Here is a 25149-nt window from a genome sequence, read left to right on the forward strand (position 1 = left end):
CCCCGCCTCGTTAGACTCGGACAGGTGACGACTCCTCTGGCGGACCGCTTCGGCCGCGTGGCCACCGACCTGCGGGTCTCGCTCACCGACCGCTGCAACCTCCGGTGCAACTACTGCATGCCGGCGGAGGGCCTCGACTGGCTGCCCACCGAGCAGACGCTGACCGACGACGAGGTGGTCCGCCTGGTCACCATCGGCGTGGAGCGGCTGGGCATCACCGAGGTCCGCTTCACCGGCGGGGAGCCGCTGCTGCGCCGCGGCCTGGTCGACATCGTCGCGCGCACCCACGCCCTCGGCGTCGAGACCTCGCTGACCACCAACGCCCTCGGCCTGTCCCGCACCGCACAGGCGCTGGCCGACGCCGGTCTCGACCGGATCAACGCGAGCATCGACAGCGTGCGCCCCGACACCTTCGCGGCCATCACCCGCCGCGACCGGCTCAAGGACGTCCTCGCCGGGCTCGAGGCGGCCAAGGCTGCCGGGCTGGGCCCGATCAAGCTCAACGCCGTGCTCCTGCGGGGGGCCAACGACGACCAGGCCCCCGAGCTGCTGCGCTGGAGCATCGAGCACGGCTACGAGCTGCGCTTCATCGAGCAGATGCCGCTCGACGCCCAGCACGGCTGGAGCCGCGAGTCGATGGTGACCGCCGACGAGATCTTCGAGGCGCTGAGCGCCGAGTTCACGCTGACCCCGCACGGCGCCCCGCGCGGCAGCGCCCCCGCGGAGCTCTTCGACGTCGACGGCGGCCCGGGCACGGTCGGCGTGATCGCCTCGGTCACCCGCCCGTTCTGCGGCGACTGCGACCGCGTGCGCCTCACCGCCGACGGCCAGGTGCGCAACTGCCTCTTCGCCCGCGAGGAGTCCGACCTGCGTACGTCGCTGCGCACCGGTGCCGACGACGCGGAGATCGCCGAGCGCTGGGTCATCGCCATGCGCGGCAAGCGTGCCGGCCACGGCATCGACGACGTGACCTTCCTCCAGCCGGACCGCCCGATGTCCGCGATCGGCGGCTGATCCCGTCCGCTAGGTCCGATCGCGGCTCTGCCACTGGCTGCGCTCGAGGCGGTAGAGCCGGCTCTCACCCTCGTACCACGGATCCTCGCGCACGCCGATGAACGGCAGGTGCAGCCGCTCCGCGACCCTGCGTGACGGCTCGTTGCCGACGAACATGCCGCACCAGACCTCGGGAAGCCCGCGCGCGAAGACGTCGCCGAGCAGGGCCGCGGCGGCCTCGGTCGCGTAGCCGGACCCGACCGAGTCGGGATGCAGGTGCCACCCGACCTCGTACTCGTCGAGGAAGTCACCGTTGCGCCGGTAGGCCCTCGCCACGGACACGGTCCCGGCGACGGTCCCCGTGGCACGGACGACGATCGCCCGCGTCACGTCCCACGGGTCCCGCGCCTCACGTTGGCGCCGGTCGTCGATCCAGCGGCGGGCCTCCTCGAGGTCGGCCATGGGCACGTGCGGCGGATCGCCCAGCCAGCGGATCACTTCAGGACGCCGCAGGACGTCGAGCACGCGCGCCGCATCGCCCGGCTCGTAGGGACGCAGGACGAGTCGATCGGTCGTCAACGACGACTCACCCGGGTGGTCGGTCATGGTGCGAGTGTCCACCGCGCCGTCCAGGCACCGCACCTGGGTCGTCCTCGTGCGCCACAATCGGAGACATGGACCAGGACGACAGCGTGGAGGCCGAGAAGCCTCGCAACGGGCCGCGGCAGGAGCGCAAGGGCATCGTGCACTCGGCGACGGACCTCTTCCTGAACAGCACGCGGGCGCTGGTGGAGCAGGTGGCCCAGGCGGGAGGGGCAGGGGCGCAGGCCGTCGTCCCGGATTCCGTCCTCGCGACGGCCAACCGCATGCTCGAGTCCATGCGCACGGCCGTCGAGTCGGCGCCGCAGGTGGACGCCGAGCTCGAGATCGTCGTCAAGGAGATCCGTGCCAAGAGGCTGACCATCCAGGCCATCACGGCTGAGCTCGCGGTCCTGGACGACCAGCTCGAGATGTTGGAGCGTTCGTTGGCGCCGCTCCAGGCGTGGAGCGCCCAGTGGAGCAAGGTGCGGCACACGCTGCTCCACTCCCTCGACCTGGACACGAACAAGAAGGGCTGATCGGCACCTGCGGACCGCGCAGGGGATCGATGCCCCTGGGCTTGTCCGATGACTATGGTCGCGGGGTGGTGGAGCTCGGATCGCAGCGGCGCGCACTTCCCGTACTGTCGACGCGTCGTCTCGCGCTTCGACCGGTCGGGGTCGAGGACGAGGACCTGATGATCGACCTGAACTCCGACCCAGCGGTCATGACGTACATCCTGGGGCGCCCTGCGACCCCTGACGAGACGGCCGCAGAGTGGCGCCGGCGCCTCGACCACCAGAGCGATGCAGGGCGCGGACTCGGATACTGGGCTGGCTTCGTTGCCGGCAGCTTCGTCGGGTGGTGGTCGGCGTCGTCATTCGACGGCCGGCCCGATACGTCTGGCATCGGCTACCGACTGCGAGCCTCGAGCCACGGCCGCGGGCTCGCGACGGAGGGCGCTGAGGCCATGGTTCGACAAGCGTTCTCGTGCCGGGACATCGATCGGGTGGTCGCTTCGACGATGGCAGCGAATGCCGGTTCGCGTCGCGTGCTGGAGAAGGTGGGGATGACGCAGCACGCGTCGTGGGCGGCCTCTCCCGACAGGCGCCGGGTTCCTGGCTGGGAGCGCGGCGAGGTGGCCTACGAGCTCAGCCGCGCCGAGTGGACGGATCGCACCCCGGATCTGGAGTGATCGTCGCGACGAGCACGACGAGCGTTCAGGCTGCGGGGGAGGCGTCATCCCGCGTGCGGGACGACCTCCTTGAGGAAGCCCCGGGCTCCGAGGAAGTCCGAGAGCGACTGCCGGTGCTCGTCGCACGCCAGCCAGGTCTTGCGCCGCTCGGCGGTGTGGATCTTGGGGTTGTTCCAGAGCAGCTCCCACGTGGCCTCGCCCTGGCAGCCCTTGGCCGAGCAGATGACGCGGTCGGGCTCCATGGGGTGTCCTCTCGAGGCGGGCGACGGGGGAGAAAAGAGAAGTGCCGGACAGCCACGGGGGGAAGCTGTCCGGCACTTCAGGAGCGATCACAGACGGGGGATGCCGTGATCGCACCGGGATCATTGCACGCCATATCTGTGAAAACCAAACTTTCGAGGGCGACACGCAAGGAGCAATTTTTCCTCACTCTTCGGGGTCGCCAGCCGTCAGTTCATGGGCCGAAGGCGCGTCCTGAAGCGTGAATCCGTCGTCGCGCTGGTCGCCGGCGTTGGCCATGATGACCGCGAAGAGCGGGAGGAACACCGCCGCGCCCACCAGCACCCAGCGCAGCACGCCGGGGCCGACCGCCACCGCCGCGACGAAGCACACGAGGCGGATGGACATAGACAGCGCGTAGCGCCGCTGACGGGACTTCATGTCCTCGGCGGCGCTGCTGCGAGCCGTGGTGATGCGTACGGCATCCTGCTTGGCCATGCCTCCCATCGTACGTCGCTAGGCTCGGCGGAGAAGGGCCGCCCGGGACCGCCAGGGATCCGGCGCCACCCACCTGCCACGCCAAGGAGCACGCCATGACCAACCGCACCTACCGCGTCACCGAGATCGTCGGCACGTCCCCGGACGGCATCGACCAGGCCGTCCGCAACGGCATCCAGCGCGCCGGCCAGACACTGCGCCACATCGACTGGTTCGAGGTGACCCAGATCCGCGGCCAGGCCAAGGACGGCGAGGTCGAGCACTTCCAGGTCGGCATGAAGGTCGGCTTCCGCCTCGAGGACGAGTGATTCCTCGTACCCGACGGTAATCACTAGCGTCGTGGACGTGACCGAGACTCCCGGATCCAGCCCCGCCCCCCGCTCCGTCCTGGTGACCGGCGGCAACCGCGGCATCGGCCGTGCGATCGCCGAGGCGTTCATCGAGCTCGGCGACAAGGTCGCCGTCACCACCCGCAACGGCGGTGCCCCCGACGGCGCCCTCGACGTGCGCTGCGACATCACCGACCCCGCGGCCGTCGAGGCCGCGTTCGCCCAGGTCGAGGAGGCGCACGGCCCGGTCGAGGTGCTGGTGGCCAACGCCGGCATCACCAAGGACACCCTCGTGCTGCGGATGAGCGAGGACGACTGGTCCTCGGTCATCGACACCAACCTGACCGGCACGTTCCGGCTCGCCAAGCGCGCCGCCAAGGGCATGCTGCGCCAGCGGCGGGGCCGCATCATCCTGATCTCCTCGGTCGTCGGGCTCCTCGGGTCCGCCGGACAGGTCAACTACGCCGCCTCCAAGTCCGGCCTCATCGGCCTCGCCCGGTCGCTGGCCCGCGAGCTCGGCAGCCGCTCGATCACCACCAACGTCGTCGCGCCCGGCTTCGTCGAGACCGACATGACCGACGTGCTGACCGACGACCAGAAGGCCGCTATCCGCACCCAGGTGCCACTCGGCCGCTACGCCTCGCCGGCCGAGATCGCCTCGGCCGTCACCTGGCTCGCCTCCGACGGCGCCGCCTACGTCACCGGGGCCGTGATCCCGGTCGACGGCGGCCTCGGCATGGGCCACTGACCCGCCCCCAGCACTCGACCGCCACCGACCCCGCGAAGGGACACACAGACATGGGAATCCTCGACGGCAAGCGCATCCTCGTCGCCGGCGTCACGATGGACAGCTCGATCGGCTTCGCCACCGCACGGGTCGCGCAGGAGCAGGGCGCGACGGTGCTCATCTCCAACTTCGGCCGCGCCCTGAACATCACCAAGCGGATCGCCAAGCGCCTCCCGCAAGAGGCTCCGGTGCTCGAGCTCGACGTCACCGACGAGGACCACCTCGCCGGTCTGGCCGACCAGGTCCGCGAGCACGTCGACGGGCTCGACGGCGTCGTCCACTCCATCGCCTACGGCAACCCCGAGACACTGCTCGGCGGCAAGTTCATGACCGGGCCGTGGGAGGACGTGGCGCAGGCCGTGCAGGTGTCGGCGTACTCCCTGAAGTCGCTGGCCGTCGCCACCCGCCCGCTCATGCAGCGCGGCGGCTCGATCGTCGGGCTCACCTTCGACGCGACCACGGCGTGGCCGGCGTACGACTGGATGGGCGTCGCCAAGGCGGCGCTGGAAAACACCAGCCGCTACGTCGCCCGGGACCTGGGTCCCGAGGGGATCCGCTGCAACCTGGTGTCCGCCGGCCCGCTGAAGACCCTGGCCGCCAAGGCGATCCCCGGGTTCGAGGACCTCGAGTCGGCGTGGAAGGACCGCGCCCCGCTCGGCTGGGACGAGACCGACCACACGCCCACCGCGCAGGCCGTGTGCGCGCTGCTGAGCGACTTCTTCCCGGCCACCACCGGCGAGATCGTGCACGTCGACGGCGGCTTCCACGCGATGGGCCTGTAACCGGCCGGCAGGCTGGTCTACAGCGGGGAGCCCGCGTTCCGCTAGTTTCCTGCGGTGACCTCCCTCGTCGAGCTGCGCATCCTCGAAGGCCCCAACCTCTACTTCCCGCGCGCCGCGGTGAAGCTCACGCTCGACGTCTCGACGATCACTGAGGCCAGCGACGAGGCGGTGCTGCGCTTCGCCCGCCGGATCGGACTGCGCACGACGCGGCCGGGAGCGGCGGGGTCGGGGTTCCGGGCGCGGTTCGCGGTGCGTGCGGTCGAGCGGCTGGTGCGCGCCATCGCCGGTGAGGCCGGCACGCGGCGCCTCGCGGTGCGCGTCCGCCCGACGTCCGACCCCGACGTGCTGGTCGTCGCCTTCCCGTGGCGCAACCGCGGCCGTGCGCGGGCGCTCGGCGAGGCCGTCGCCCACGCCCTCGACGCGCTCCCGACGCCGGACGTCGAGGCCGCGGTCAGCGCCGCCGCCGAGGAGGTCGCCCGTGCGGCCACGGGCGAGCGCCCGACCACCATCACGCCGGCGATCCCGGTCGTCGCCGTGACGGGCACCAACGGCAAGACCACCACCAGCCGGATGATCGCCCACATCGCCCGCACCAGCGGGCTGGTGGTCGGGTGGTCCAACACCGACGGCATCTACCGCGACGGTGTCCTGGTCGAGGGCGGTGACTACTCGGGGCCCTCCGGAGCGAGTCGGGCGCTGGGCCTCGAGGGCGTCCAGCTCGCGGTCACCGAGACCGCCCGAGGCGGCATCCTCCTCAAGGGCATCGGGATCACCCGCAACGACGTCTCGGTCGTCACCAACGTCACCGCCGACCACCTCGGCCAGCAGGGCATCGACACCGTCGACCAGCTCGCCGAGGTGAAGTCGGTCGTCCCGCGGATCACCCGCAAGGACGGCTGGGCGGTGCTCAACGGCGACGATCCCCGGGTCCTGGCCATGCGCGCGGTGATCTCGGCGCAGCCATGGATCTTCAGTCGCGACCCCGACTCGCCGGCCGTGCGGGAGGCGCTCGGCCACGGCGGCCGGGCCACGACGGTCATCGACGGCTGGATCACGGTCCTCGTGCCCGGTGCCGACCCCGACCCGCTGGTCGAGCTGGTCGACGTGCCGATGACTCTCGCCGGCCTGTCCCGCTTCAACATCGAGAACGCCCTCGCCGCCGCCTCCGCGGCGCTCGCCATCGGCCTGTCCCGCGCGGACGTGGTTGCCGGCCTGACGTCGTTCCGCCCCGACGCCGAGCACAACCCCGGCCGGATGAACTTCTTCTCGCTGCCCGGCGAGGTGTCCGTGGTGATGGACCTCGCCCACAACGAGGCCGGCCTCGAGGCGCTGCTCGAGATCATGGCGGGCGTACGCCGTCCCGGCGCCCGTCTGCTCCTCGGGCTGGGCGCCGTGGGCGACCGCACCGACGAGCTGATCGACGCGCTGGGCGAGATCGGGGCGAAGGGCAGCGACGTGGTGGCGATCGGCCACAAGGCGCACTACCTGCGCGGGCGCACGATGGCCGAGATCGACGAGCTGCTCCGCGCCGGTGCGGCCCGGGTGGGCGTCACCGACATCGACACCTACGACACCGAGGTGGGGTGCCTGGCGGCCCTGGTCGATCGCGCGCAACCGGGCGACGTGGTCGGCCTGATGTGCCACGCCGAGCGCCAGCAGGCCTACGACTGGATCGCCGCGCACCGCGGCACGCCGGACTCGCCCGAGGTCCTCTCCGCCAAGGTGCGGGCGGCCGGGTGAGCAGCAGCTGGGCGCGGCTCTTCGACGCGCTGGCCCCCACCTACGACGAGACCACGGGCGGCGCGGAGTGGGCTGCCAACGAGCACCTCGCCGAGCTGCTCGCGCCGCTCGGCCTCGAACCGTCGAGCGTGCTCGACCTCGGTGCCGGCACCGGGCAGACCGCGCTGGTGCTCCACGGCCTCTACCCCCGGGCCGGCCTCACCCTGGTCGACCCGTCGCCGGGCATGGTCGCGCTGGCACCGGACAAGGTCCCGGGTGCCGCCGTGGTCGTCGCCGACGCGGCCACCTTCGTCCGCGGCACCGACCGGTCCTGGGACCTCGTCACCGCGATCGGGTTCCTCGAGCTGGCGCCCGACCTGTTCGAGGTGCTGCGGCTCGCGTCCTCGCGCCTGCGTCCGGGCGGCCACCTCGCGGTGAGCCACGAGCCACTGCTGCCGGGGTCCTCGGTGCAGGCCCTCCCGGTCAGCGTCGTCTCCGGCACGGGCGAGGTGCGCAGGCACCCGAGCGCGGAGGTCGAGCGGCGCGCGGCGTCGTACGGCCTCGAGCGCGTCGTCTCCCGCCAGGCCGTCGCCTTCCCCCGGAGCGGCGACGACGGTGACGCCGTCTACGAGTACGTCGTGTGGCGGCGCTCGCCCGCTCAGGACTCCGCTGGCGGCGAGTAGTCCGGGTCCGCCGCGGGGGCGTCGGGGTTGGCGACGGAGCCGGCCTGGGCGTCGCCCGACCAGCTCTCGAGCTCGGCCATCACCTCGGCGTGCTTGTCGACGCAGACCACGACGAGGTCGCCGCGGTTGGCGCGGCTCATGGCGTGCCGCACGGCCTCGATCTCCTCGAGCACCAGCTCGGCCTGCTTGCAGCGGGCCCCCTCGGACATCGCGGTGCGTACGCCCTCCAGGACCAGCTTGGCCGTGTCACCGCGCTCGCGGCCGCGCAGGGCGACGTCCTCGCGGACGATGCAGACGTCGAAGTGCTGGGCCGCGATGTGCCCGAGCTCGCGCATGTCCTGGTCGCGCCGGTCACCCGCGGTGGCGATGATGCCGATGCGGGAGGGACGGGCGAGGTCGTGCGACGAGGCGATCGAGTCGCCGACGCGGTCCACGAAGTCGCCGAGCATCTTCATGCCGGGCGCGTTGTGGCAGTAGTCGACGATCACGTTGACGCCGTTGACCTCGACCTCGTTGAGGCGGCCGGGGGAGAGGTAGTAGTTGGTCGAGAAGGTGCGCAGGCCCTGCCGGATGTCGTGCAGGGGAGCGCCGGCGGCGAACGCCGCCGCCGCTGCGGCGAGCGAGTTCTGGACGTTCATCCGCGCGCGACCGCTGAAGGTCGCCGGCAGGAGGTGGGTCCACGCGAGCTGCATCTCGCGGCGCCCGTGCTGGACGACCATCATCTCGCCGCGCTCGCTGGGGTTGAGCACGATGGCCTTGCCGCCGCGGCGGCAGTGGGCGTCGATCATGTCGCGCGTCTCGCTGCCCGGCTCGTCCATGGAGAACCACACCACCTGGCCCGAGCACTTGCGCCGCATCTCGCGCACCAGCGGGTCGTCGGCGTTGAGCACTGCGTGGCCGTCGCGCGGCACGGCCTCGACGATCACCGCCTTGACGTCGGCGAGCTGCTCGACCGTGTCGATGCCGCGCAGGCCGAGGTGGTCGGGCTGCACATTGAGCACCACGGCGACGTCGTTGCGCTCGTAGCCGAGGCCCTCGCGCAGGATGCCGCCGCGGGCCACCTCGAAGACCGCGAAGTCGACGCGCGGGTTCTGCAGGACCATCCGCGCCGAGCGCGGTCCGGACGCGTCCGCCCGGATGACGAGGCGCTCGTCGATGACGACGCCGTCGGTGGAGGTCATGCCGACCTTGCGGCCCATGCCCTTGAAGATGTGGCTGATCATCCGGCTCGTCGTGGTCTTGCCGTTGGTGCCGGTGACCGCCACGATCGGGATCCGCGAGGTGGCCCCCGGCGGGAAGAGCATGTCGACCACCGGCTTGGCGATGAACTGCGGCTCGCCGATCGTCGGGTGCGTGTGCATCCGGAATCCGGGCGCCGCGTTGACCTCGCAGATCGCGCCACCCGCCTCGCGGACCGGCTGGGTGATGTCGGGGCAGATGAAGTCGATGCCGGCGATGTCGAGGCCGACCATGCGGGCGGCCTCCTCGGCGATCTCGACGTTCTCCGGGTGCGCCTCGAAGGTGCGGTCGATCGAGATGCCGCCGGTCGACATGTTGCCGGTGAGGGCCAGCTTGACCATCTCGCCCTCGGCGGGGACCGAGTCGAGCGAGTGGCCCTGGTCGGCGAGCACCTCGATGGCGGCCTCGTCGATCTTGATGCGCGTGAGCACCTTCTCGTGGCCCACTCCGCGGCGGGGGTCGGCGTTGGTGAGGTCCACCAGCTCCTCCACCGTGGACGTGCCGTCGCCGGTCACCGATGCCGGCACGCGCTCGGCGATCGCGACCATGCGACCGTCGATGATGAGGCAGCGGTAGTCCTTGCCCGTCACGAACGACTCGACGATGACGGTGCCACGGCGCGACTGGCCCTCCGCGATCGCGAACGCAGCGCGTACGTCGGCCTCGTCCTGCAGGTCGAGGCACACGCCCCGGCCGTGGTTGCCGTCAAGGGGCTTGAGCACGACGGGGTAGCCGATGCGGCGTGCGGCCGCGACGGCCTGGTCCTCGGTGCGCACCGACTCCTGCTTGGGTACCGGCAGGCCGGCCGCGCCGAGGAGCTTGGTGGTGAGGTCCTTGTCGGAGGCGATGTCGACGGCGATCGAGGAGGTCTCGCTGGTCATGGTGGCGCGGATCCGCTTGGCGTGGACGCCCTGGCCGAGCTGGACGAGGGAGTGCTGGTTGAGCCGGATCCACGGGATGTCGCGCGAGACCGCCTCGTCCACGATGGCCTGGGTCGAGGGACCGAAGGCGGTGCGCTCGGCGCGGCGGATGTAGTCGTCGCGCTCGGCCTCCCAGTCGAAGTCGGGGTCGCCCTCGACGAGGTGGTTGACGAGCCGGACCGCCAGGCGGCCGGCGCTGAGGCCGACGTTCTCGTCGATGTAGCCGTAGATGATGTTGTAGCGCCCGGGCTGGCCCTTGACCTGGCGCGTCTTCCCGCGCCGGATGTCGTGGCCGACGAGCTGCTGCAGTGCGAGCGCGACGTGCTCGGCCACGTGCCCGAGCCAGGTTCCCTCGTTGAGCCGCTCGAGGAAGCCGCCGCGGCGCCCGCGTGAGCAGGAGTGCTCCCGGAGGCCCGGGAGCATCGCGACGAGGTCCTCGGAGAATCCCGGGATGGTGTTGGTGGGGTACTGCTCCAGCGACCCGAGGTCGACCACCAGGTGGATCGACTTGTCGTAGGACCACACGTTGGCCCCGCGGTAGACGCGGGTCTCGACGATCTCGAGGTCCGGTGTGGGTCGCTCGCTCATCAACGTTCTCCCTCGGTCGGGGTGGAGTCCTGCGGCGGGTGGGGCTGGGTGCGACGCATCTTCAGGCGGCGTCGGATGGCGGACGGGGCGGCATCGGCGGCCGCGATGTCGCGGGCGAGCTGGCGGAGGTCGCGGCTGGCCTCGGCGAGCTCGACCGCCTCCTCGACGTCGACGGTCGGCTCCTGCGGGACCAGCGACCGGGTGGTCAGGTTGAAGGCCGCCCCCTCGGGCAGCACGTGGAAGACCACGCCGCTGGCCAGGAGCGGGCTGGAGCGCTTGGCCTCGTAGGCGTTGGAGACCATCCGCGAGCCGTCGAAGATCGTCACCGCGCCCTTGCCGATCACCCGCAGGACCGCGTCGCCGTCGACGGGCTCGACGAGTCCGCAGGTGTCCTCGTCGACGCCGATGCCCAGCAGCTGCGGGCTCTGCGCGACGATCATCAGCAGCCGGCCGTAGCGGTTGCGCTGGTCGAAGTGCTGGTCGATGACGGTCGTGTCGACCAGGCCGAGGCCCGCCGCCACCTGCGTCATCCGTTGCTTGGGCGTCGACCCGCCGACGCCGAAGGCGACCATGTGGGACGACTGGATGCTCGCGCCGGCCGAGGTGCCGGCCACCACCGCGCCGCGCTGGTGCGCGCGCAGGATCGCCTCGCCCACCGGCGTACCGCACACGACGGAGGAGAGCTTGAGCTGGTTGCCGCCGGTCATGAAGATGCCGGTGGCCTCGTCGAGCGCCTTGACGAGTGCGGGATCGTGGGCCTGGTCGCGCGTCTCGGGGCGTACGGCATCGACGCGCGCGGCGCCGAACTTGGTGAAGAGCGCGTCGTAGACGTCGACGACCTCGCGCCCGAGGGACGAGGCCGTCGGGATGACCGCGATGCGTGCGTCCCGACCTCCGCTGAGGGCGACGAAGTGCTTGAGGATCGTCGGCTTGCGCACCTTGTCCTCGGCACCACCGATGATCATGAGTGGTCCGTTGGGCATGACAGGCAGGCTAGCGGCTGGAAGGGTTGGAGGATGCAGGAGCCAAGGAGCAGCGGCGTACGACGACTCGTCCTGATGCGCCACAGCAAGGCCGAGGCCACCGGGCCGTCCGACCGCGAGCGCGCCCTCGCGCCGCGCGGGCACGCCGACGCTGCGGAGACCGGGCGCTGGTTGCGCGACCAGGGAGTCGAGCCCGACGCGGCCTTGGTCTCCGACGCGGTGCGCACCCAGGAGACCTGGGCGGCCGTCGCGGAGGGCGCCGGGTGGGACCTCGAGCCCGAGCTCTCGTCCTCCCTCTACGCCGCTGGCCCCGACGCCGCGGTCGACCTGGTCCGCGAGACCGATCCGGCGGTCGCCACGCTGGTGGTCATCGGGCACAACCCGACGGTGGCCTACGTCGCCGAGCTGCTCGACGACGGCGACGGCGACGCCGACGCCACGACGGGCCTCATCACCCGCGGGTTCCCGACCTCCGCGCTCGCGGTCTTCGCCGTTCCCGGAGACTGGAGCACCGTCGCCCCCGGCGCCTGCCGTCTCGAGTCCTTCCACGTCGGCGACGGGTGACCCGGCCGGCTGACGCCTCGTCCGACGGTGCTCTCGTGGCCCGCCTGCGGGCGGCCGGCTGCGTGTGGGCCGAGGACGAGGCCGCGCTGCTGCAGGAGGCGGTCCGGTCGCGCGCGGAGCTCGACGACCTGGTCGCGCGCCGTGTCGCCGGTGAGCCGCTCGAGCTCGTGCTGGGCTGGGTCGGGTTCCTCGGGCACCGACTCGCGGTGGCCCCCGGCGTCTTCGTGCCGCGACGACGCACCGAGCTGTTGGCGAGGACGGCGCTCGACCACGCCGCCCGCCGCGACCGCCCGGTCGTGGTCGAGATGTGCTGCGGCGTGGCGCCCGTCGCCGCGTGCTTCGCCGGCCCGGGCCACGAGACGGTCGACGTGCATGCCGCCGACCTCAGCCAGGACGCCCTCGAGTGCGCCCGTCACAACGCGCCGAGGGCCCGGCTCCACCTCGGCGACCTCTACGACGCACTGCCGGTCGCGCTCGCGGGCCGGGTCGACGTACTTGCTGCCAACGCCCCCTACGTCCCCACCGACCGCATCGCGTCGATGCCACCCGAGGCGCGCGACCACGAGCCGCGTGCCGCCCTGGACGGTGGGGCGGAGGGCGTCGACCTGCACCGCCGCCTGGCGGCGGGGTCGGTGCGCTGGCTGGCGCCCGGGGGAGTGCTCCTCGTCGAGACGAGCCCGGGGCAGGCGCCGCTGACGACCGCCGCGATGACGGCGGCCGGACTGGCCACCGAGGTCCTGGTCGACGACGAGGTCGGCGGGTGCGTCGCCGTGGGGCGTCTCCCCGGTGGTGGCGACCTCAGCCGACGAGCGGCGGCGCGGGCGTGACGATGCCGACCTCGGCGTCGGCCTCCTCGATCTGCTCGCGCGAGATGCCCAGCAGGTAGAGGACGGTGTCGAGGTAGGGCACGTTGACCGAGGTGTGCGCGGCGTCGCGCACCATCGGCTTGGCGTTGTAGGCGATGCCGAGGCCTGCCGCGTTGAGCATGTCGAGGTCGTTGGCGCCGTCGCCGATGGCGATCGTGGCGTCCAGCGGCACCCCGACCTCGGCCGCGAACTCGCGCAGGGCGGCGGCCTTGCCGGCGCGGTCGACGACGTCACCGACGATGCGCCCGGTGAGCAGGCCGTCGACGATCTCGAGCTGGTTGGCGCGGGCGAAGTGGATGCCGAGCTCGGCCGCGAGCCTGTCGGTGATCTGGGTGAAGCCGCCGGAGACGATCGCGAAGCGGTAGCCCAGCCGGCGCAGCGTGCGCACCATGGTGCGTGCCCCGGGCGTCAGGACGATCGAGTCGTAGACCTCGTCGAGCGCGGTGGCCGGCACGCCCTCGAGCAGCGCCACGCGCTCGCGCAGGGACGCCTCGAAGTCGAGCTCGCCGCGCATCGCGGCCTCGGTGACCCGAGCGACCTCCGCCTCCTGGCCGGCGTGCGCGGCGATCATCTCGATCACCTCGCCCTGGATCAGCGTGGAGTCGACGTCCATCACGATCAGTCTCACCCCGCGCCGGTGGAGCGACTCGCGCTGGACGGCGAGGTCGATGCCGAGCCGGACCGCCTCGGCCGCCAGCAGCGGGCGGAGGGTCTCGGCGGGCGCGCCCGAGACGTGCAGCTCGATGGCCGTGACGGGATAGCGCGCCATCCGCTCGATGCGGTCGATGTTGGCCCCCGAGTCCGCGATCCGCCCCGCCACCGCCGCGACCGCCGAGGCCTTGAGCGGGCTGCCGATGAGGGTGATGTGCGACCGGTCGCCGGGCCGGCTGCGGTTGTCGCCGGCGCCCCGGTCGACCTCGACGGTCATGTCGAGCTCGGCGGCGGTCCGCTCGATGACGTCGCGCAGCTTCTTCCAGTCCCGTGGCGCGGTGACGAGGATGCCGAGCAGCAGCCGCCTGCGCAGCACGATCTGCTCGATGTCGAGGACCTCGACGCCGGCGGCGGCGAGCGCGTCGAACATCGCGGACGTGACACCCGGACGGTCCTTGCCGGTGAGGGTGACCAGCAGGGTCTTCGGTGCGTCTTCCATGGTGGGAGGAAGGCTAGTCCGGTGCCTGTGGCGCAGCGGCGCGCGTCCGCGCCTCGGGCCCGCGGGTGCCCTAGGTTGGACCTCGAGCGGTCCGACCCGCGGGTCCGCCCATACCAGGGAGGTCCCCGTGGACTTCGCGACCTCGGTGCGCACCTGCTTCGCCAAGTACGTCGACTTCAGCGGCCGCGCCCGGCGCTCGGAGTTCTGGTGGTTCGTGCTGTTCACCGCCATCGTCGGGATCGTCGCGAGCGTGGTCGACACGGCCCTCGGCACGGACTACGACGTGCGGCAGGGCGGGCTGGTCAACACCCTTGCCTCGCTGGTCCTGGTCCTCCCGCAGCTCGCGGTCGGCGCGCGCCGGCTGCACGACATCGGCAGGAGCGGCTGGTGGCAGCTGCTCGGGATCATCCCGGTCATCGGCTGGATCTTCCTGCTCGTCTGGTTCTGCACCGACTCCCGACGCCGCGACAACCAGTACGGCCCCAGCCCGAAGCAGGAGCCCGGCACCTACGAGCCCCCGACCCCGCCGCCGCCCTACGGCAGCGGCTCCGACGGCAGCTGAGGTCACCGACCCGCCGGCGTCGTCACGCCGGCGGCCACACCTCGGGGGAGCAGGCCGCGACGATCGCCCGGCGGGCGGTGCGCGCCAGCGGCTGCAGGAGGCCACGGCGTCGCTCGACCTCGTAGGACGAGAGCGCGCCGCCGTCGTCGACGAGGGCGAGGTCGACGATCGTCCACGCCTGCAGGCCGCGGGCCGCCAGGTCCACGCAGCGCGGCGGGGTGCCGAGCGGGGCGTCGAGGCCCGGTCGGTGGTGCAGGTTCATCAGCGCATCCGCGGCCTCGGGCCGCCAGCGGGCGACGTCGAGGTCGGCCAGGTCGCCGGCCGCGCCGAGCAGCGACTCCCGCAGGGCGCGATCCGCCTCGCCGACGTCGGGCAGCTGGCGCTGCCCGGCCTCGTGCGTGCGCCACTGCACCGTGTCGCCCTGCTCCACCGGCACCAGGCCCAGGGGCCCCACCACGACGGCCTGGCCGGCCTCGAGCGCCGCCTCGTTGAACGCCCGCGGGCCACCCAGGCCGAGGGGGTCCCCGTCGACCGGCAGCGCCAGGCCGGCGTACGTCGCCCCGGTGGCCCGCGAGCGCGCGAGCAGGTCGAGTGCGGAGCCGCCCTCGAGCAGGTGTGTGTCGTCGGCGAGCACGTCGAGGACGTGGTCGGTCTGCTCGTGCCCGCGCAACCACGCGGTCAGCCACCAGGCGAGCACGGCGGCGTGTGGCAGGGCGGGGGCGCCGGAGGGAGAGGAGCCGGATGAGGAGGACGTGCTGGACATCGGGTCGAGGCTACTCGCCGGTCGCCCCCGCCGTGTTGGCCACGGCCCCGCGTCCGCTGCTGGATAGGGTGACGAGCATGGTCGCCGTCATCGAGCTCGCGGGGGTCACGGTCCGCCGTGGCAGCACCCTGCTCCTCGACGACGTGAGCTGGCTGGTCGAGGAGGACGAGCGCTGGGTGGTGCTCGGGCCCAACGGTGCCGGCAAGACCACCCTGCTGCAGGTCGCCGCTGCCCAGCTGCACCCCACCTCGGGCGTGGCCGGGATCCTCGACGAGGTGCTCGGCACGACCGACGTGTTCGACCTGCGCCCGCGCATCGGGCTGACGAGCGCGGCGCTGGCCGACCGGATCCCGCGGAGCGAGCTGGTCAAGGACGTCGTGGTCTCCGCGTCCTACGGCGTGGTGGGCCGCTGGCGCGAGCACTACGCCGACCTCGACCACGACCGCGCGACAGCGCTGCTCGCCGACGTCGGCGCCGCCCACCTGCGCGAGCGCACCTTCGGCACCCTGAGCGAGGGCGAGCGCAAGCGTGTGCAGATCGCCCGCGCGCTGATGACCGACCCCGAGCTCCTGCTGCTCGACGAGCCCGCCGCAGGGTTGGACCTCGGCGGCCGCGAGGACCTCGTCGCCACGCTGTCGGAGCTCGCCCTCGACCCCGACTCGCCGGCCACCGTCCTGGTCTCCCACCACGTGGAGGAGATCCCGCCCGGCTTCACCCACGCGATGCTGCTGCGCGAGGGCCGGGTGGTCGACGCGGGACCGGTGGACGACGTCGTGACCGAGACGACACTGTCCGAGACGTTCGGGATGCCGCTGCTGCTGACGCGTGCCGACGACCGCTTCGCCGCGCGTCGCCGTCCTTCCCGCTGAGCCGAGCACCCACTCGATAGGGTCGGGGCATGGACTGGATCCGCGACCACCTGTGGGAGAGCTGGCTGGCGCTGTCGATCGTCCTCGGCGTGGCCGAGATGTTCAGCCTCGACCTGATCCTCGCCATGCTCGCCGCCGGCGCCGTGATCGGCATGCTCGCCGCGATCATCGGACTGCCGATCGCGGTCCAGGTGCTCGCCGCGCTGGCAGCGTCGGTCGCCATGCTCTCGCTCGTGCGCCCCACGTTCGTCAAGCGGCTCCACGGCGGGCCCGAGCTCGCGCTCGGCCATGGCAAGCTCGTCGGCACCCGCGGCCTCGTCACCGAGGAGATCACCGGCCTGGCCGCGGGCCGTATCAAGGCGGGCGGCGAGACCTGGACCGCGCTGCCCTACGACGAGAACCTCCGCATCGCCCCGGGCGAGACGGTGGAGATCCTCCAGATCAAGGGTGCGACGGCCTACGTCCACCCGGTGGCGACCCTCGAGTCCTGAGCGACGCCGACCGCCACACCTGCACAGCCACCCACAGCACCACAGAAGATCGGGGGAAACCATGGGCACAGCACTGCTGGTCCTGTTCCTGCTCATCGTCCTGTTCGTCGTCGTCCTGCTCGCGAAGACGGTCAAGATCGTGCCGCAGGCACGTGCGGCCATCGTCGAGCGGTTCGGCAAGTACAAGGCGACGCTGCCTGCGGGCCTCAACATCCTCGTGCCGTTCATCGACAGGATGCGCTACCTCATCGACCTGCGTGAGCAGGTCGTGAGCTTCCCGCCGCAGCCGGTGATCACCGAGGACAACCTGGTGGTGTCCATCGACACCGTCATCTACTTCCAGGTCACCGACCCGGTCGCCGCGACCTACGAGATCGCCAACTACATCCAGGCGATCGAGCAGCTCACCATGACCACGCTGCGCAACATCGTGGGCGGCATGGACCTCGAGGAGACGCTGACCAGTCGCGACTCCATCAACTCGGGCCTGCGCGGCGTCCTCGACGAGGCCACCGGCAAGTGGGGCATCCGCGTCAACCGCGTCGAGCTCAAGGGCATCGACCCGCCCCCCTCCATCAAGGACTCGATGGAGAAGCAGATGCGCGCCGACCGTGAGAAGCGTGCCGTGATCCTCACCGCCGAGGGTCAGCGACAGGCGGCGATCCTCACGGCCGAGGGTTCGAAGCAGTCGCAGATCCTCAACGCCGAAGGTGACCGGGAGTCGCAGATCCTCCGTGCCCAGGCCGACCGCGAGGCCTCGATCCTGCGTGCGCAGGGTGAGGGCCAGGCCATCCAGACGGTCTTCCAGGCGATCCACGACGGCCAGCCCGACCAGTCGCTGCTCGCCTACCAGTACCTCCAGATGATGCCGAAGATCGCCGAGGGCAGCGCCAACAAGGTGTGGGTCATCCCGTCCGAGATCACCAAGGCGATGGAGGGGCTGGGCTCGTCGATCCACGAGATCGCCGGGATTCCGCGCGACGCCACTCCTCGCACCCGCGTCGACATGGGACCGTCGGAGCCGCAGCTGCCCCGTACGTCCGGCGACCCGGAGCTGAGTGCCACCAGCAAGGCCGTCGAGGAGGCCATCGCCGAGGCGGAGTCCGCAGCCAACCCGGGCAAGTCGCTGCCGAGCTCGGTGGCGGGCTCGGAGCCGGACGCCGGCGCCGCGGACGGTCCGGTCGACCCGCTCGACCCGGGGGCACCTGCCGGCCAGTGAGTCCGATCGCATGAGTCCGCTCGAGATGGTGCTGGTCACCCTCGCAGGAGTGGCGGCCGGCACCATCAACACCGTGGTGGGGTCGGGGACGTTGATCACGTTCCCGACCCTGCTGGCGTTCGGTGTGCCTCCGGTGACCGCCAACGTCAGCAACACCGTCGGCCTCGTGCCCGGCAGCCTGTCCGGCGTCATCGGCTACCGCCGCGAGCTGGGCGGCCAGCGGCCCCGGTTGCTCAAGCTGGGGCTCGCGTCGCTGCTCGGAGGCACGATCGGTGCGCTGCTCCTGCTGTGGCTCCCGTCGTCGGCCTTCGACACCATCGTGCCGGTCCTGATCCTGCTCGGCGTGCTGCTGGTGATCTTCGGTCCCCGCATCCAGCGCGCGGTCGCGGCGCGCGCCGAGTCCCGCGGGGGCATCCCCGACCACGGCGTGTGGTGGGTCTGGCCGGCGGTCGCCGCCGCCGGGGTGTACGGCGGCTACTTCGGCGCCGCGCAGGGCGTGCTGCTGATGGCCGTCCTCGGCATCGGGGTGGCCGACTCCATGCAGCGGCACACCGCCACCAAGAACGTCCTGGCGCTGATCGTCAACGCCGTCGCCGCGCTCGTCTTCATCGCGGTCGCCGACATCGACTGGCGCGTCGCCGGCCTCATCGCCCTCGGCTCGGTGGTCGGCGGCCAGCTCGGTGCCACGGTCGGTCGTCGGCTCTCGCCGAGCCTGCTACGCGCGGTGATCGCCGTCGTCGGCCTGACCGCCCTCGTCGCCCTGCTCGTCTGAGGCCCGCTGCGACGGGTGAGGCTGCTCCACCCAAGCCCGCAGCCACGTGTCGACGGCGTCGTACGCCCGCTCGCGAGCGGCCGGACGGGACAGGACCACGTCGTGCATGGCGCCGTCGATCGCGACCGAGGTGACGTGCCGGCCCACCGACGAGGCCCAGCGGCGGATCTGCTGCACGTCGAGCACGATGTCGTGGGTGAAGGCGTCGTCGCCGAGGTCGTCACCGAAGGCCGAGCTCGTCGAGGAGAGGACCAGGGTCGGGCACGCCACGTCCAGCCCGGCGTGGAGCTGCGCATGACCGCGACGCACGGCGCGCAGCCAGCCGACGTAGACCGGCCGGGACTCTAGCGGCTTCCACGTCAGGTCGTAGTCCCACTCCCCGCCGTGGTCGCGGTGCAGGGTGCGACCGTAGACGCCGCTGATCTTGCGCGGGATCTCCTGCAGCGGCCGGCTGCTGCCGATCCGGTCGATGGCGACCCGGGTCGCCGGGTTGCGGAGCCAGGCGGACCCCTGCATGTCGAACCACGGCGAGTTGAGCACCATCGCCCGGAGCTCGGCCGGCCGGCGTTCGTGCGCCCAGAGCGACACCGTCAGCCCGCCGGTCGAGTGTCCCGACACGACGACCTCGCGATGGCCGTCGCGGTGGGTGATGCGCCACCACGCCAGGTCGATCTCGCCGAAGTACTCGTTGAGGTCGGCGACGTAGTTGGCCGTCTGGTGGTCGCGCAGCGAGCGGCCGTACTTGCGCAGGTCGATCGCGTAGAAGGTGTAGCCGCGGTCGGCCCACCACCGGGCGTACTCGGTGTGGAAGAAGTAGTCGGCGAACCCGTGCACGTGCAGCACCGCGCGTCCGTTCGGCTCCTCCGGCTCGAGGGTCACGAGGGTGGCGACCACCGGACCCTCGTCGTCGGGGGGAAGGGAGAAGGTCTCGACCCGGTAGTCAGGACCGAGGAGGTCGGCCTGCAACGGAACCAGCGACATGGCCCCGAGACTATCCAGCGCACGTCGTCGGCGTGCAGCGGTCCGGGGTCGAGGTGACCGGCTTCACGGCGGAGTAACAGTTTCCCCATTAGGCCTCGTGCGTCACGGGGCCGGCTCTAACCTTGGCCGGTGTCGAGCGCGCGGGGGAGCATGGTCCGAGGATTCTCCTCGTACGTCCAGCAGCGCGTCGAGGGCTGGCGCACCGGCTCGCGCGGCAGCCAGATGTTCCTGCTCAGCCTGTTGATCGGCATGGTCGTGCTGTCGATGGCGCCCGTGCTCGTGGCCGGCACCGCGGTGCCGGTGTCCCTGTGGTTCCTCTACCTCATGCTCGGCGTGATGCTGCTGCGCTTCGGGCCCCTGCTCATCCTCACCCCGTGCGTCATCGCGGCCGCCGTCTGGAGCTCGGTGGAGTCGGGACTGGTGGGCGAGCGCGCGGTCCTCGGCCTGCTGATCCTCTCCCTCGGAGCGGTGCTGGTGCTCTACCAGTCCAGCCGCCAGCGCTCCGGGCTGCCGATGGCGCTGAGCGAGGCCGTGCTGACCCAGCTGCGCGACCGGCTCCAGCGCCAGGGTGTCGTGCCGCCCCTCCCCGTCGGGTGGCGTTCGCAGTCCGCCACCATCACCGCCAACGGCCCCAGCTATGCCGGGGACTTCCTCGTCGCCGACCTGCGCGACGGTCGCTGGCTGGAGATGGCTCTGGTCGACGTCTGCGGCAAGGGCACCTCCGTGGGCCCGCAGGCGCTCCAGTTCGCGGGGGCCCTCGGCGGTCTCATCGGGGCGCTGCCCCCGGGCGAGCTGATGTCGGCAGCCAACCACTTCCTGCTCCGCCAGGAGTCCGACGAGTCCCTGGCCACCGCGGTGCACCTCAAGGTCGACCTGGTGACGGGTGACTACACGATCACCAGCGCCGGCCACCCCCCGGCGCTCCACTGGCACCTCGGCCAGCGCGGCTGGACGGTGGACAACGCGCGCGGGATGGCGCTCGGCGTGATCGCCGAGGCCGACTTCTCGCCGAGCCGCGGTCGCCTGCAGCCGGGCGAGGCGCTGATGTTCTACACCGACGGCGTCATCGAGACGTCGGACCGCGACCTCGACGACGGCATCGACTGGCTGCGCGACCAGGCGCTCCAGGCCGTTGACGCCCGGGGCTTCAACGGCATGCCCAAGCGGGTCCTCAAGAAGGTGCCGCGCGGCGACGACGACCGGGCGCTGCTGCTCCTCGAGCGGCTCCCGCTCACCTCGCCGGAGCGCGACTCCTCCGACCACCTCGTCGGCTGACCCCGCTCAGCCCCCGCGTGAGTAGAGCTCGCGGATGACGTCCTCGATGTCGGGCTCCTGGATCGACAGGTCCGCCACGTCGTACGCCGCCGCCACCGCGGCCACGATCGGCGCCGCGCTGGCCTCCGTCGGGAAGGACAGCCACTGGCGGGGGCCTTCGACCCGCCGCACGCTCGCCCCCGGTACGTCGATCGGGTCCGCCTCGTCGACCAGGTCCACCACGAGCGTGCGGCTGCTCCCGCCCTCGGCGTGCAGCCCGGCCAGCGACCCGTCGTACACCGCGGTGCCGTGGTCGATCACGATCACCCGGTCGCACAGGGCCTCGATGTCCTGCAGGTCGTGGGTGGTCAGCAGCAAGGTGGTGCCCCGCTCGGCGTTGAGCGCCCGGAGGAACTCGCGGAGCCGGCCCTTGCTGACCACGTCGAGTCCGATCGTCGGCTCGTCGAGGTAGACCACCTCGGGGTCGTGGAGGAGCGCCGCGGTGATGTCGCCGCGCATCCGCTGGCCCAGGCTCAGCTGGCGCACCGGGGTGTCGAGCTGCGCCTCGAGGTCGAGCAGGTCGATGAAGCGGTCGAGGTTCTCGCGGTAGCGCGCGGGCGGGATGCGGTACATCTTCTGCAGCAGCTCGAAGGAGTCGCGCAGCGGCAGGTCCCACCACAGCGTCGACCGCTGACCGAACACGACCCCGATCCGCCGGGCCAGGTCGACGCGCTGGCGGCTGGGGTCCAGGCCCGCGACCCGCACCTGCCCCCCAGTGGGCACCAGGATGCCGGTGAGCATCTTGATGGTGGTGGACTTGCCGGCGCCGTTGGGGCCGATGTAGCCGACCATCTCGCCGGCCGCGACGGAGAAGGTGAGGTCGTGCACGGCGCGCACCTGCTCGCGCACGCGCCGACGGCGTCCCTCCACGGGGCGGCGTACGTCGAAGGTGCGCTCGAGGTCGCGGACCTCGATGAGGGACGGCACGGACTGCGGGGACGGCATGGCTCAGCTCCCGGTCGAGGTGTAGTGGCGGACGCCGGTGCGCCAGACCAGCAGTGCGGCGGCCCCCGTCACCAGGCCGGCGACGGGCGAGGCGAACTGGAACGCGTCGGGCGTGCCGAAGGGGTCGCTGCGGCCCAGCAGGTAGAGGCAGGGATACCAGTTCACGAACGCGACCGGGATGACGAAGGTGAGTCCGACCAACACCTCGCGCGGGAAGATGCTCAGCGGGTACTGGGTGACGGTCGCGCCCCCGTAGGTGAAGGCGTTGGCGATCTCGGTCGCGTCGGTCGTCCAGAACTGCACGCACGAGAACCCCACGAAGAGCCCGAAGAACACCAGCGCGCCGCTGACCAGCATCGAGACGGCGACCAGGACGCGCAGCGGGGTCCAGTCGACGTAGGTGCACGCCCAGCCGAACACGGCCGCCGCCTGCGTCAGGCGCCCCAGCCGGCGGAGGGTGAACTGGTCGGCGCACACCTGCACCAGCAGCGGGACCGGCTTGGTCATCATCTGGTCGAGCCGTCCGGTGCGGATGTAGGTGCCGATGCGCTCGACGCTCCCGATGGCGGTGTCGGCGACCGCGAGCGCCAGCGACGCGCTGCCGTAGAGCAGGGCCACCTCGTGCAGCGAGAAGCCGGCGAGGTCACGCAGGTGCGCGAACATGATCCAGAGGCCGACGAAGTCGAGCCCGGTGATCAGGCCGTTGCCGACCGCGAGCAGGACGAACGAGGTCGGGTACTGCCAGGCCGCGCGGATCCACAGCCAGGCGATCTGCCCGTAGGTGCGCAGGTGTCGAGCCGCAGCCTCACCCACCCTGGACCACCACCTTCCGGGTCGCCAGCCGCAGCACGCCCTGGCTGGCCGCCAGCAGGACCACGGCCCACACGAGCTGGAAGCCGAGGGCCGCCGCGAGGTCGGCACCGGTGTGCTTGCCGAGCCAGATGTCGGCAGGCACCTGGACGTACGACGCCCACGGCAGGGCCCGCGCAAGGGTACCGAGCCAGCCGGGGAACAGCACGAGGGGGAGCATCATCCCGCTGAAGAAGATCGCGAACGCCCCGCTCATCACCTTCACCCCGGACTGGTCGAGGAGCCAGAAGGCCGTGCTCGCGACGAGGAAGCGGATCGCGAAGCTCACGACCACCGCCAGCACGAGCGACACCGCGAAGGCCAGTGCGGCGACGGGCGAGGCGGGCAGTGCGATGTCGAAGACGACGAGCCCGATGACCGTCGGCCCGAACCCGCGGGTGAGGAGGTGGTACGCCGCCCGGCCCAGGTCGGCCGCGAGGTACCAGCCGACGAGCCCGACGGGCCGGTAGAGGTCGATCGCCACGTCGCCGGTGCGGATCCGCTCGGCGAGGTCGTCGGTGGTGCCGCCACCCCACAGCGCGATCGTCATCAGCAGGGCCTGACCGAGCCAGACATAGGTCACCGCGTCCTGCGCGTCGTACCCGCCCGCGGTGGGGTTCGCCCTCCAGAGCGCGAGGTAGGCGTAGGAATAGATGATGCCGAAGACGGAGTTGGTGAAGATCCCCGCGAGGGTGGCGGCGCGATAGGTGGAGTAGCGGCGGAACGCACGGGTCGCGATGGCGACGTGCAGCATCCGCTTCCCCCTTCCGACGCAACGATCCCCGGTCACCCTCGAAGGGGACCGGGGATGGTCTCACACCGCGCGGGTGTCGCGCACCACGGACGAAGGAGCAGCCGGGGAGGCAGCGCCTCGGGATCAGCTGTGGCGGACCAGGTTGACCACGCCGATCATCCGGCCCTGGGCGTCGCGGGTGATCGCGATCCCGGCGCGCTTGGCGCGCGGGCTGAGCAGGATGGCGCGGTGGCCGGGGGAGTCGAGCCACAGGTCGACCATGTCGCGGGGGGTCAGGCCCGAGCCGCGGACCAGGGTCTCGCCGGCCCACGAGTTGTCGCAGCGGGCGATGACCTCGTTCTGGTCGCGGTGCTCGAACAGGCCCGTGCGGGCGATGCGCTCACCCCACTGCTCGGCGAGCCGGTCGGTGCACGCGTCGAAGACCCAGACCTTCGCCAGGCCGTTGGCGGCGCGGGCCTGGTTGATCTCGGCCATCAGCCGGTCCTCGAGCTCGTCCATGGACAGGCTGCGCACGTCCTTGGCGCTGTTCGCCAGGGCGAGCTCGCCGGTGGGGACGGGCCAGGTCGCGCTGCGGGCGGTGGCAGGGGTGGCGACCAGCACGGAGAGGGCGACGCCCAGCGTCACCAGCAGGGGGGCGAGTCGGGACTGCACGGGGTTCCTCCAGGAAAGATCCGCGTCGGGGGCAGTGCGAATCTTGAGAGAATCTTGGGAGATTCCGGGTTGAGAGTACGACGGTTATGTGTAGTTCGTCGAACCTTTGCGGGAACTGAGCGCGGCAGATCGAGACTTCGTCAACATTCGTCGCGGAAGTGACCGACAACCGACCTGGAGGAATGAAAGCGGCTGGGGCGCACGCGCATGAGCGGAATGACGAAAGAAGGCCCCTCTGGTCTGGACCGCGAGGGTCCGGACCGGAGGGGCCTTCCTGGGCCGAGCGGCCCGAGCGGGCCGGTCGGGTGGGTCAGTGCTGGTAGGTGCCGTGGATGATCGCGCGGCCCAGCGTCTTGAACGCCAGGTTGAAGGAGACGACCGCGGGGGAGACGGAGTCGTCGACGCCGAGCGAGGCGTCCTTCACGGCGTGCACGACGAAGAAGTAGCGGTGCGGCTGGTCGTTCTCCGGCGGGGCGGCGCCCATGAAGCCGGCCTCGCCCCCGTCGTTGCGGACGTGGAAGGCGTTGCCGGGGAGGTCGCCCGCCGCGGCACCGGTGTCGAGGGTGGTGACGTCGGCCGGGATGTCGACGAGGCACCAGTGCCAGAAGCCGCTCGGCGTCGGTGCGTCGGGGTCGAAGCAGGTGACCACGTAGGACTTCGTGCCCTCGGGTGCACCCGACCAGCTCAGCTGCGGGGAGGTGTTGCCCTTGTCGGCGACCTGGTCGTCCTTGAGCGGCGCACCGTCGGTGACGTCGTCGCTCGTGACGGTGAAGGACGCGGTCGCCGGGAGGAGGTCGTAGGGGTTCGGGCTGACGGGTCGTTCGATACCGGTGCTCATTCCTCGAACCTAGCGAGCCCGTCCACAGCGCGGGTTGGGACAATGAG

At 71.7% G+C, this 25149-nt stretch carries 29 protein-coding genes; 16 read left to right on the plus strand and 13 right to left on the minus strand.

Features of this window, described 5'->3' with window-relative positions:
* Positions 1-24 precede the first annotated feature (24 nt).
* Positions 25-1014, plus strand: a complete 990-nt coding sequence (gene moaA, locus ASC64_RS21005; protein WP_056909516.1) for a GTP 3',8-cyclase MoaA — start codon at positions 25-27, stop codon at positions 1012-1014.
* A gap of 9 nt (positions 1015-1023) precedes the next feature.
* Here the strand turns inward: moaA and ASC64_RS21010 are convergent, their stop codons facing one another.
* Positions 1024-1599: a GNAT family N-acetyltransferase gene (locus ASC64_RS21010; protein WP_156385333.1), complete on the minus strand. Its 576-nt coding sequence runs from the start codon at positions 1597-1599 to the stop codon at positions 1024-1026.
* Between the two features lie 68 nt (positions 1600-1667).
* On the opposite strand from ASC64_RS21010, the gene ASC64_RS21015 reads away from it, so the two are divergent.
* Both ASC64_RS21015 and ASC64_RS21020 read left to right on the plus strand, forming a co-directional pair.
* Complete coding sequence (locus tag ASC64_RS21015) at positions 1668-2111, plus strand: hypothetical protein (protein ID WP_056909518.1); 444 nt, start codon at positions 1668-1670, stop codon at positions 2109-2111.
* A gap of 65 nt (positions 2112-2176) precedes the next feature.
* Positions 2177-2767 (plus strand): GNAT family N-acetyltransferase, encoded by a 591-nt coding sequence (locus tag ASC64_RS21020; RefSeq protein WP_162245829.1) that lies wholly within the window; start codon positions 2177-2179, stop codon positions 2765-2767.
* Between the two features lie 44 nt (positions 2768-2811).
* Here the strand turns inward: ASC64_RS21020 and ASC64_RS21025 are convergent, their stop codons facing one another.
* Positions 2812-3009 (minus strand): hypothetical protein, encoded by a 198-nt coding sequence (locus ASC64_RS21025; protein ID WP_056909520.1) that lies wholly within the window; start codon positions 3007-3009, stop codon positions 2812-2814.
* A gap of 184 nt (positions 3010-3193) precedes the next feature.
* Entirely contained in the window at positions 3194-3484 is a 291-nt protein-coding gene (locus ASC64_RS21030) for a DUF3099 domain-containing protein (RefSeq protein WP_235563861.1), read from the minus strand.
* 95 nt (positions 3485-3579) lie between these two features.
* Here ASC64_RS21030 and ASC64_RS21035 point away from each other — a divergent pair, with 95 nt between their 5' ends.
* The 5 genes from ASC64_RS21035 to ASC64_RS21055 are packed head-to-tail and all read left to right on the plus strand — an operon-like array spanning position 3580 to position 7784.
* Positions 3580-3792, plus strand: coding sequence for a dodecin (locus ASC64_RS21035; protein WP_056909522.1), 213 nt, complete (start codon positions 3580-3582; stop codon positions 3790-3792).
* Positions 3793-3829: 37 nt separating this feature from the next.
* A complete protein-coding gene (gene fabG / locus ASC64_RS21040; protein ID WP_056909595.1) occupies positions 3830-4561 on the plus strand; it encodes a 3-oxoacyl-[acyl-carrier-protein] reductase in 732 nt (243 codons plus the stop codon).
* A 50-nt stretch (positions 4562-4611) separates the two neighbouring features.
* Positions 4612-5382, plus strand: a complete 771-nt coding sequence (fabI, locus tag ASC64_RS21045) for an enoyl-ACP reductase FabI (RefSeq protein ID WP_056909523.1) — start codon at positions 4612-4614, stop codon at positions 5380-5382.
* 54 nt (positions 5383-5436) lie between these two features.
* Complete coding sequence (locus tag ASC64_RS21050; RefSeq protein ID WP_235563862.1) at positions 5437-7122, plus strand: Mur ligase family protein; 1686 nt, start codon at positions 5437-5439, stop codon at positions 7120-7122.
* Positions 7119-7784, plus strand: coding sequence for a class I SAM-dependent DNA methyltransferase (locus ASC64_RS21055; protein WP_056909524.1), 666 nt, complete (start codon positions 7119-7121; stop codon positions 7782-7784). Before ASC64_RS21050 ends, ASC64_RS21055 begins: the two co-directional genes overlap by 4 nt.
* Here the strand turns inward: ASC64_RS21055 and cphA are convergent.
* Positions 7760-10531 (minus strand): cyanophycin synthetase, encoded by a 2772-nt coding sequence (gene cphA / locus ASC64_RS21060; RefSeq protein ID WP_056909525.1) that lies wholly within the window; start codon positions 10529-10531, stop codon positions 7760-7762. The two genes, ASC64_RS21055 and cphA, sit on opposite strands and share 25 nt — an antisense overlap.
* A complete protein-coding gene (locus tag ASC64_RS21065) occupies positions 10531-11514 on the minus strand; it encodes a cyanophycinase (RefSeq protein ID WP_056909526.1) in 984 nt (327 codons plus the stop codon). The genes cphA and ASC64_RS21065 overlap by 1 nt, the downstream gene beginning before the upstream one ends.
* Positions 11515-11547: 33 nt before the next feature.
* On the opposite strand from ASC64_RS21065, the gene ASC64_RS21070 reads away from it, so the two are divergent.
* Together ASC64_RS21070 and ASC64_RS21075 are read left to right on the plus strand one after the other, a co-directional pair.
* On the plus strand, positions 11548-12078 hold the full coding sequence (locus ASC64_RS21070; protein ID WP_056909527.1) for a SixA phosphatase family protein: 531 nt from the start codon (positions 11548-11550) through the stop codon (positions 12076-12078).
* A gap of 35 nt (positions 12079-12113) precedes the next feature.
* The gene (locus ASC64_RS21075; protein WP_235563863.1) at positions 12114-12905 is read left to right on the plus strand and encodes a putative protein N(5)-glutamine methyltransferase; all 792 of its coding nucleotides are present in this window, start codon (positions 12114-12116) and stop codon (positions 12903-12905) included.
* Here the strand turns inward: ASC64_RS21075 and serB are convergent.
* A complete protein-coding gene (gene serB, locus ASC64_RS21080) occupies positions 12877-14094 on the minus strand; it encodes a phosphoserine phosphatase SerB (RefSeq protein WP_056909529.1) in 1218 nt (405 codons plus the stop codon). The genes ASC64_RS21075 and serB overlap by 29 nt on opposite strands.
* A 127-nt stretch (positions 14095-14221) precedes the next feature.
* Between serB and ASC64_RS21840 the strand changes: the two genes are divergently transcribed.
* Positions 14222-14656: a DUF805 domain-containing protein gene (locus tag ASC64_RS21840; RefSeq protein ID WP_200937943.1), complete on the plus strand. Its 435-nt coding sequence runs from the start codon at positions 14222-14224 to the stop codon at positions 14654-14656.
* Between the two features lie 22 nt (positions 14657-14678).
* On the opposite strand, the gene ASC64_RS21090 is transcribed toward ASC64_RS21840, so the two are convergent.
* Positions 14679-15419, minus strand: a complete 741-nt coding sequence (locus ASC64_RS21090) for a hypothetical protein (RefSeq protein ID WP_056909530.1) — start codon at positions 15417-15419, stop codon at positions 14679-14681.
* Between the two features lie 77 nt (positions 15420-15496).
* Here ASC64_RS21090 and ASC64_RS21095 point away from each other — a divergent pair, with 77 nt between their 5' ends.
* The 4 genes from ASC64_RS21095 to ASC64_RS21110 all read left to right on the plus strand — a co-directional run bounded on the left by ASC64_RS21095 (position 15497) and on the right by ASC64_RS21110 (position 18770).
* A complete protein-coding gene (locus ASC64_RS21095) occupies positions 15497-16288 on the plus strand; it encodes an ABC transporter ATP-binding protein (protein ID WP_056909531.1) in 792 nt (263 codons plus the stop codon).
* 29 nt (positions 16289-16317) lie between these two features.
* Entirely contained in the window at positions 16318-16779 is a 462-nt protein-coding gene (locus ASC64_RS21100) for an NfeD family protein (RefSeq protein ID WP_056909532.1), read from the plus strand.
* A gap of 61 nt (positions 16780-16840) precedes the next feature.
* Complete coding sequence (locus ASC64_RS21105; RefSeq protein WP_056909533.1) at positions 16841-17998, plus strand: SPFH domain-containing protein; 1158 nt, start codon at positions 16841-16843, stop codon at positions 17996-17998.
* A 10-nt stretch (positions 17999-18008) separates the two neighbouring features.
* Positions 18009-18770 carry a sulfite exporter TauE/SafE family protein gene (locus ASC64_RS21110; RefSeq protein ID WP_056909534.1) on the plus strand — a complete coding sequence of 254 codons (762 nt, stop codon included), beginning with the start codon at positions 18009-18011 and terminating at the stop codon, positions 18768-18770.
* Here ASC64_RS21110 and ASC64_RS21115 read toward each other — a convergent pair.
* Positions 18714-19751: an alpha/beta hydrolase gene (locus ASC64_RS21115; protein ID WP_082550706.1), complete on the minus strand. Its 1038-nt coding sequence runs from the start codon at positions 19749-19751 to the stop codon at positions 18714-18716. The two genes, ASC64_RS21110 and ASC64_RS21115, sit on opposite strands and share 57 nt — an antisense overlap.
* Before the next feature lie 129 nt (positions 19752-19880).
* Between ASC64_RS21115 and ASC64_RS21120 the strand changes: the two genes are divergently transcribed.
* Positions 19881-21026 (plus strand): PP2C family protein-serine/threonine phosphatase, encoded by a 1146-nt coding sequence (locus ASC64_RS21120; protein ID WP_156385335.1) that lies wholly within the window; start codon positions 19881-19883, stop codon positions 21024-21026.
* Positions 21027-21032: 6 nt separating this feature from the next.
* On the opposite strand, the gene ASC64_RS21125 is transcribed toward ASC64_RS21120, so the two are convergent.
* From ASC64_RS21125 to ASC64_RS21145, 5 genes are all read right to left on the minus strand, one after another.
* A complete protein-coding gene (locus ASC64_RS21125) occupies positions 21033-22010 on the minus strand; it encodes an ABC transporter ATP-binding protein (RefSeq protein WP_056909536.1) in 978 nt (325 codons plus the stop codon).
* A gap of 3 nt (positions 22011-22013) precedes the next feature.
* Positions 22014-22823 carry an ABC transporter permease gene (locus tag ASC64_RS21130; protein WP_056909537.1) on the minus strand — a complete coding sequence of 270 codons (810 nt, stop codon included), beginning with the start codon at positions 22821-22823 and terminating at the stop codon, positions 22014-22016.
* Complete coding sequence (locus ASC64_RS21135; protein WP_056909538.1) at positions 22816-23613, minus strand: ABC transporter permease; 798 nt, start codon at positions 23611-23613, stop codon at positions 22816-22818. Before ASC64_RS21135 ends, ASC64_RS21130 begins: the two co-directional genes overlap by 8 nt.
* A gap of 123 nt (positions 23614-23736) precedes the next feature.
* Complete coding sequence (locus ASC64_RS21140; RefSeq protein ID WP_056909539.1) at positions 23737-24264, minus strand: CAP domain-containing protein; 528 nt, start codon at positions 24262-24264, stop codon at positions 23737-23739.
* Positions 24265-24574: 310 nt separating this feature from the next.
* Complete coding sequence (locus ASC64_RS21145; RefSeq protein ID WP_056909540.1) at positions 24575-25102, minus strand: YbhB/YbcL family Raf kinase inhibitor-like protein; 528 nt, start codon at positions 25100-25102, stop codon at positions 24575-24577.
* Positions 25103-25149: the final 47 nt, after the last annotated feature.

The sequence above is a fragment of the Nocardioides sp. Root122 genome (assembly GCF_001425025.1).
Taxonomy (GTDB): domain Bacteria; phylum Actinomycetota; class Actinomycetes; order Propionibacteriales; family Nocardioidaceae; genus Nocardioides.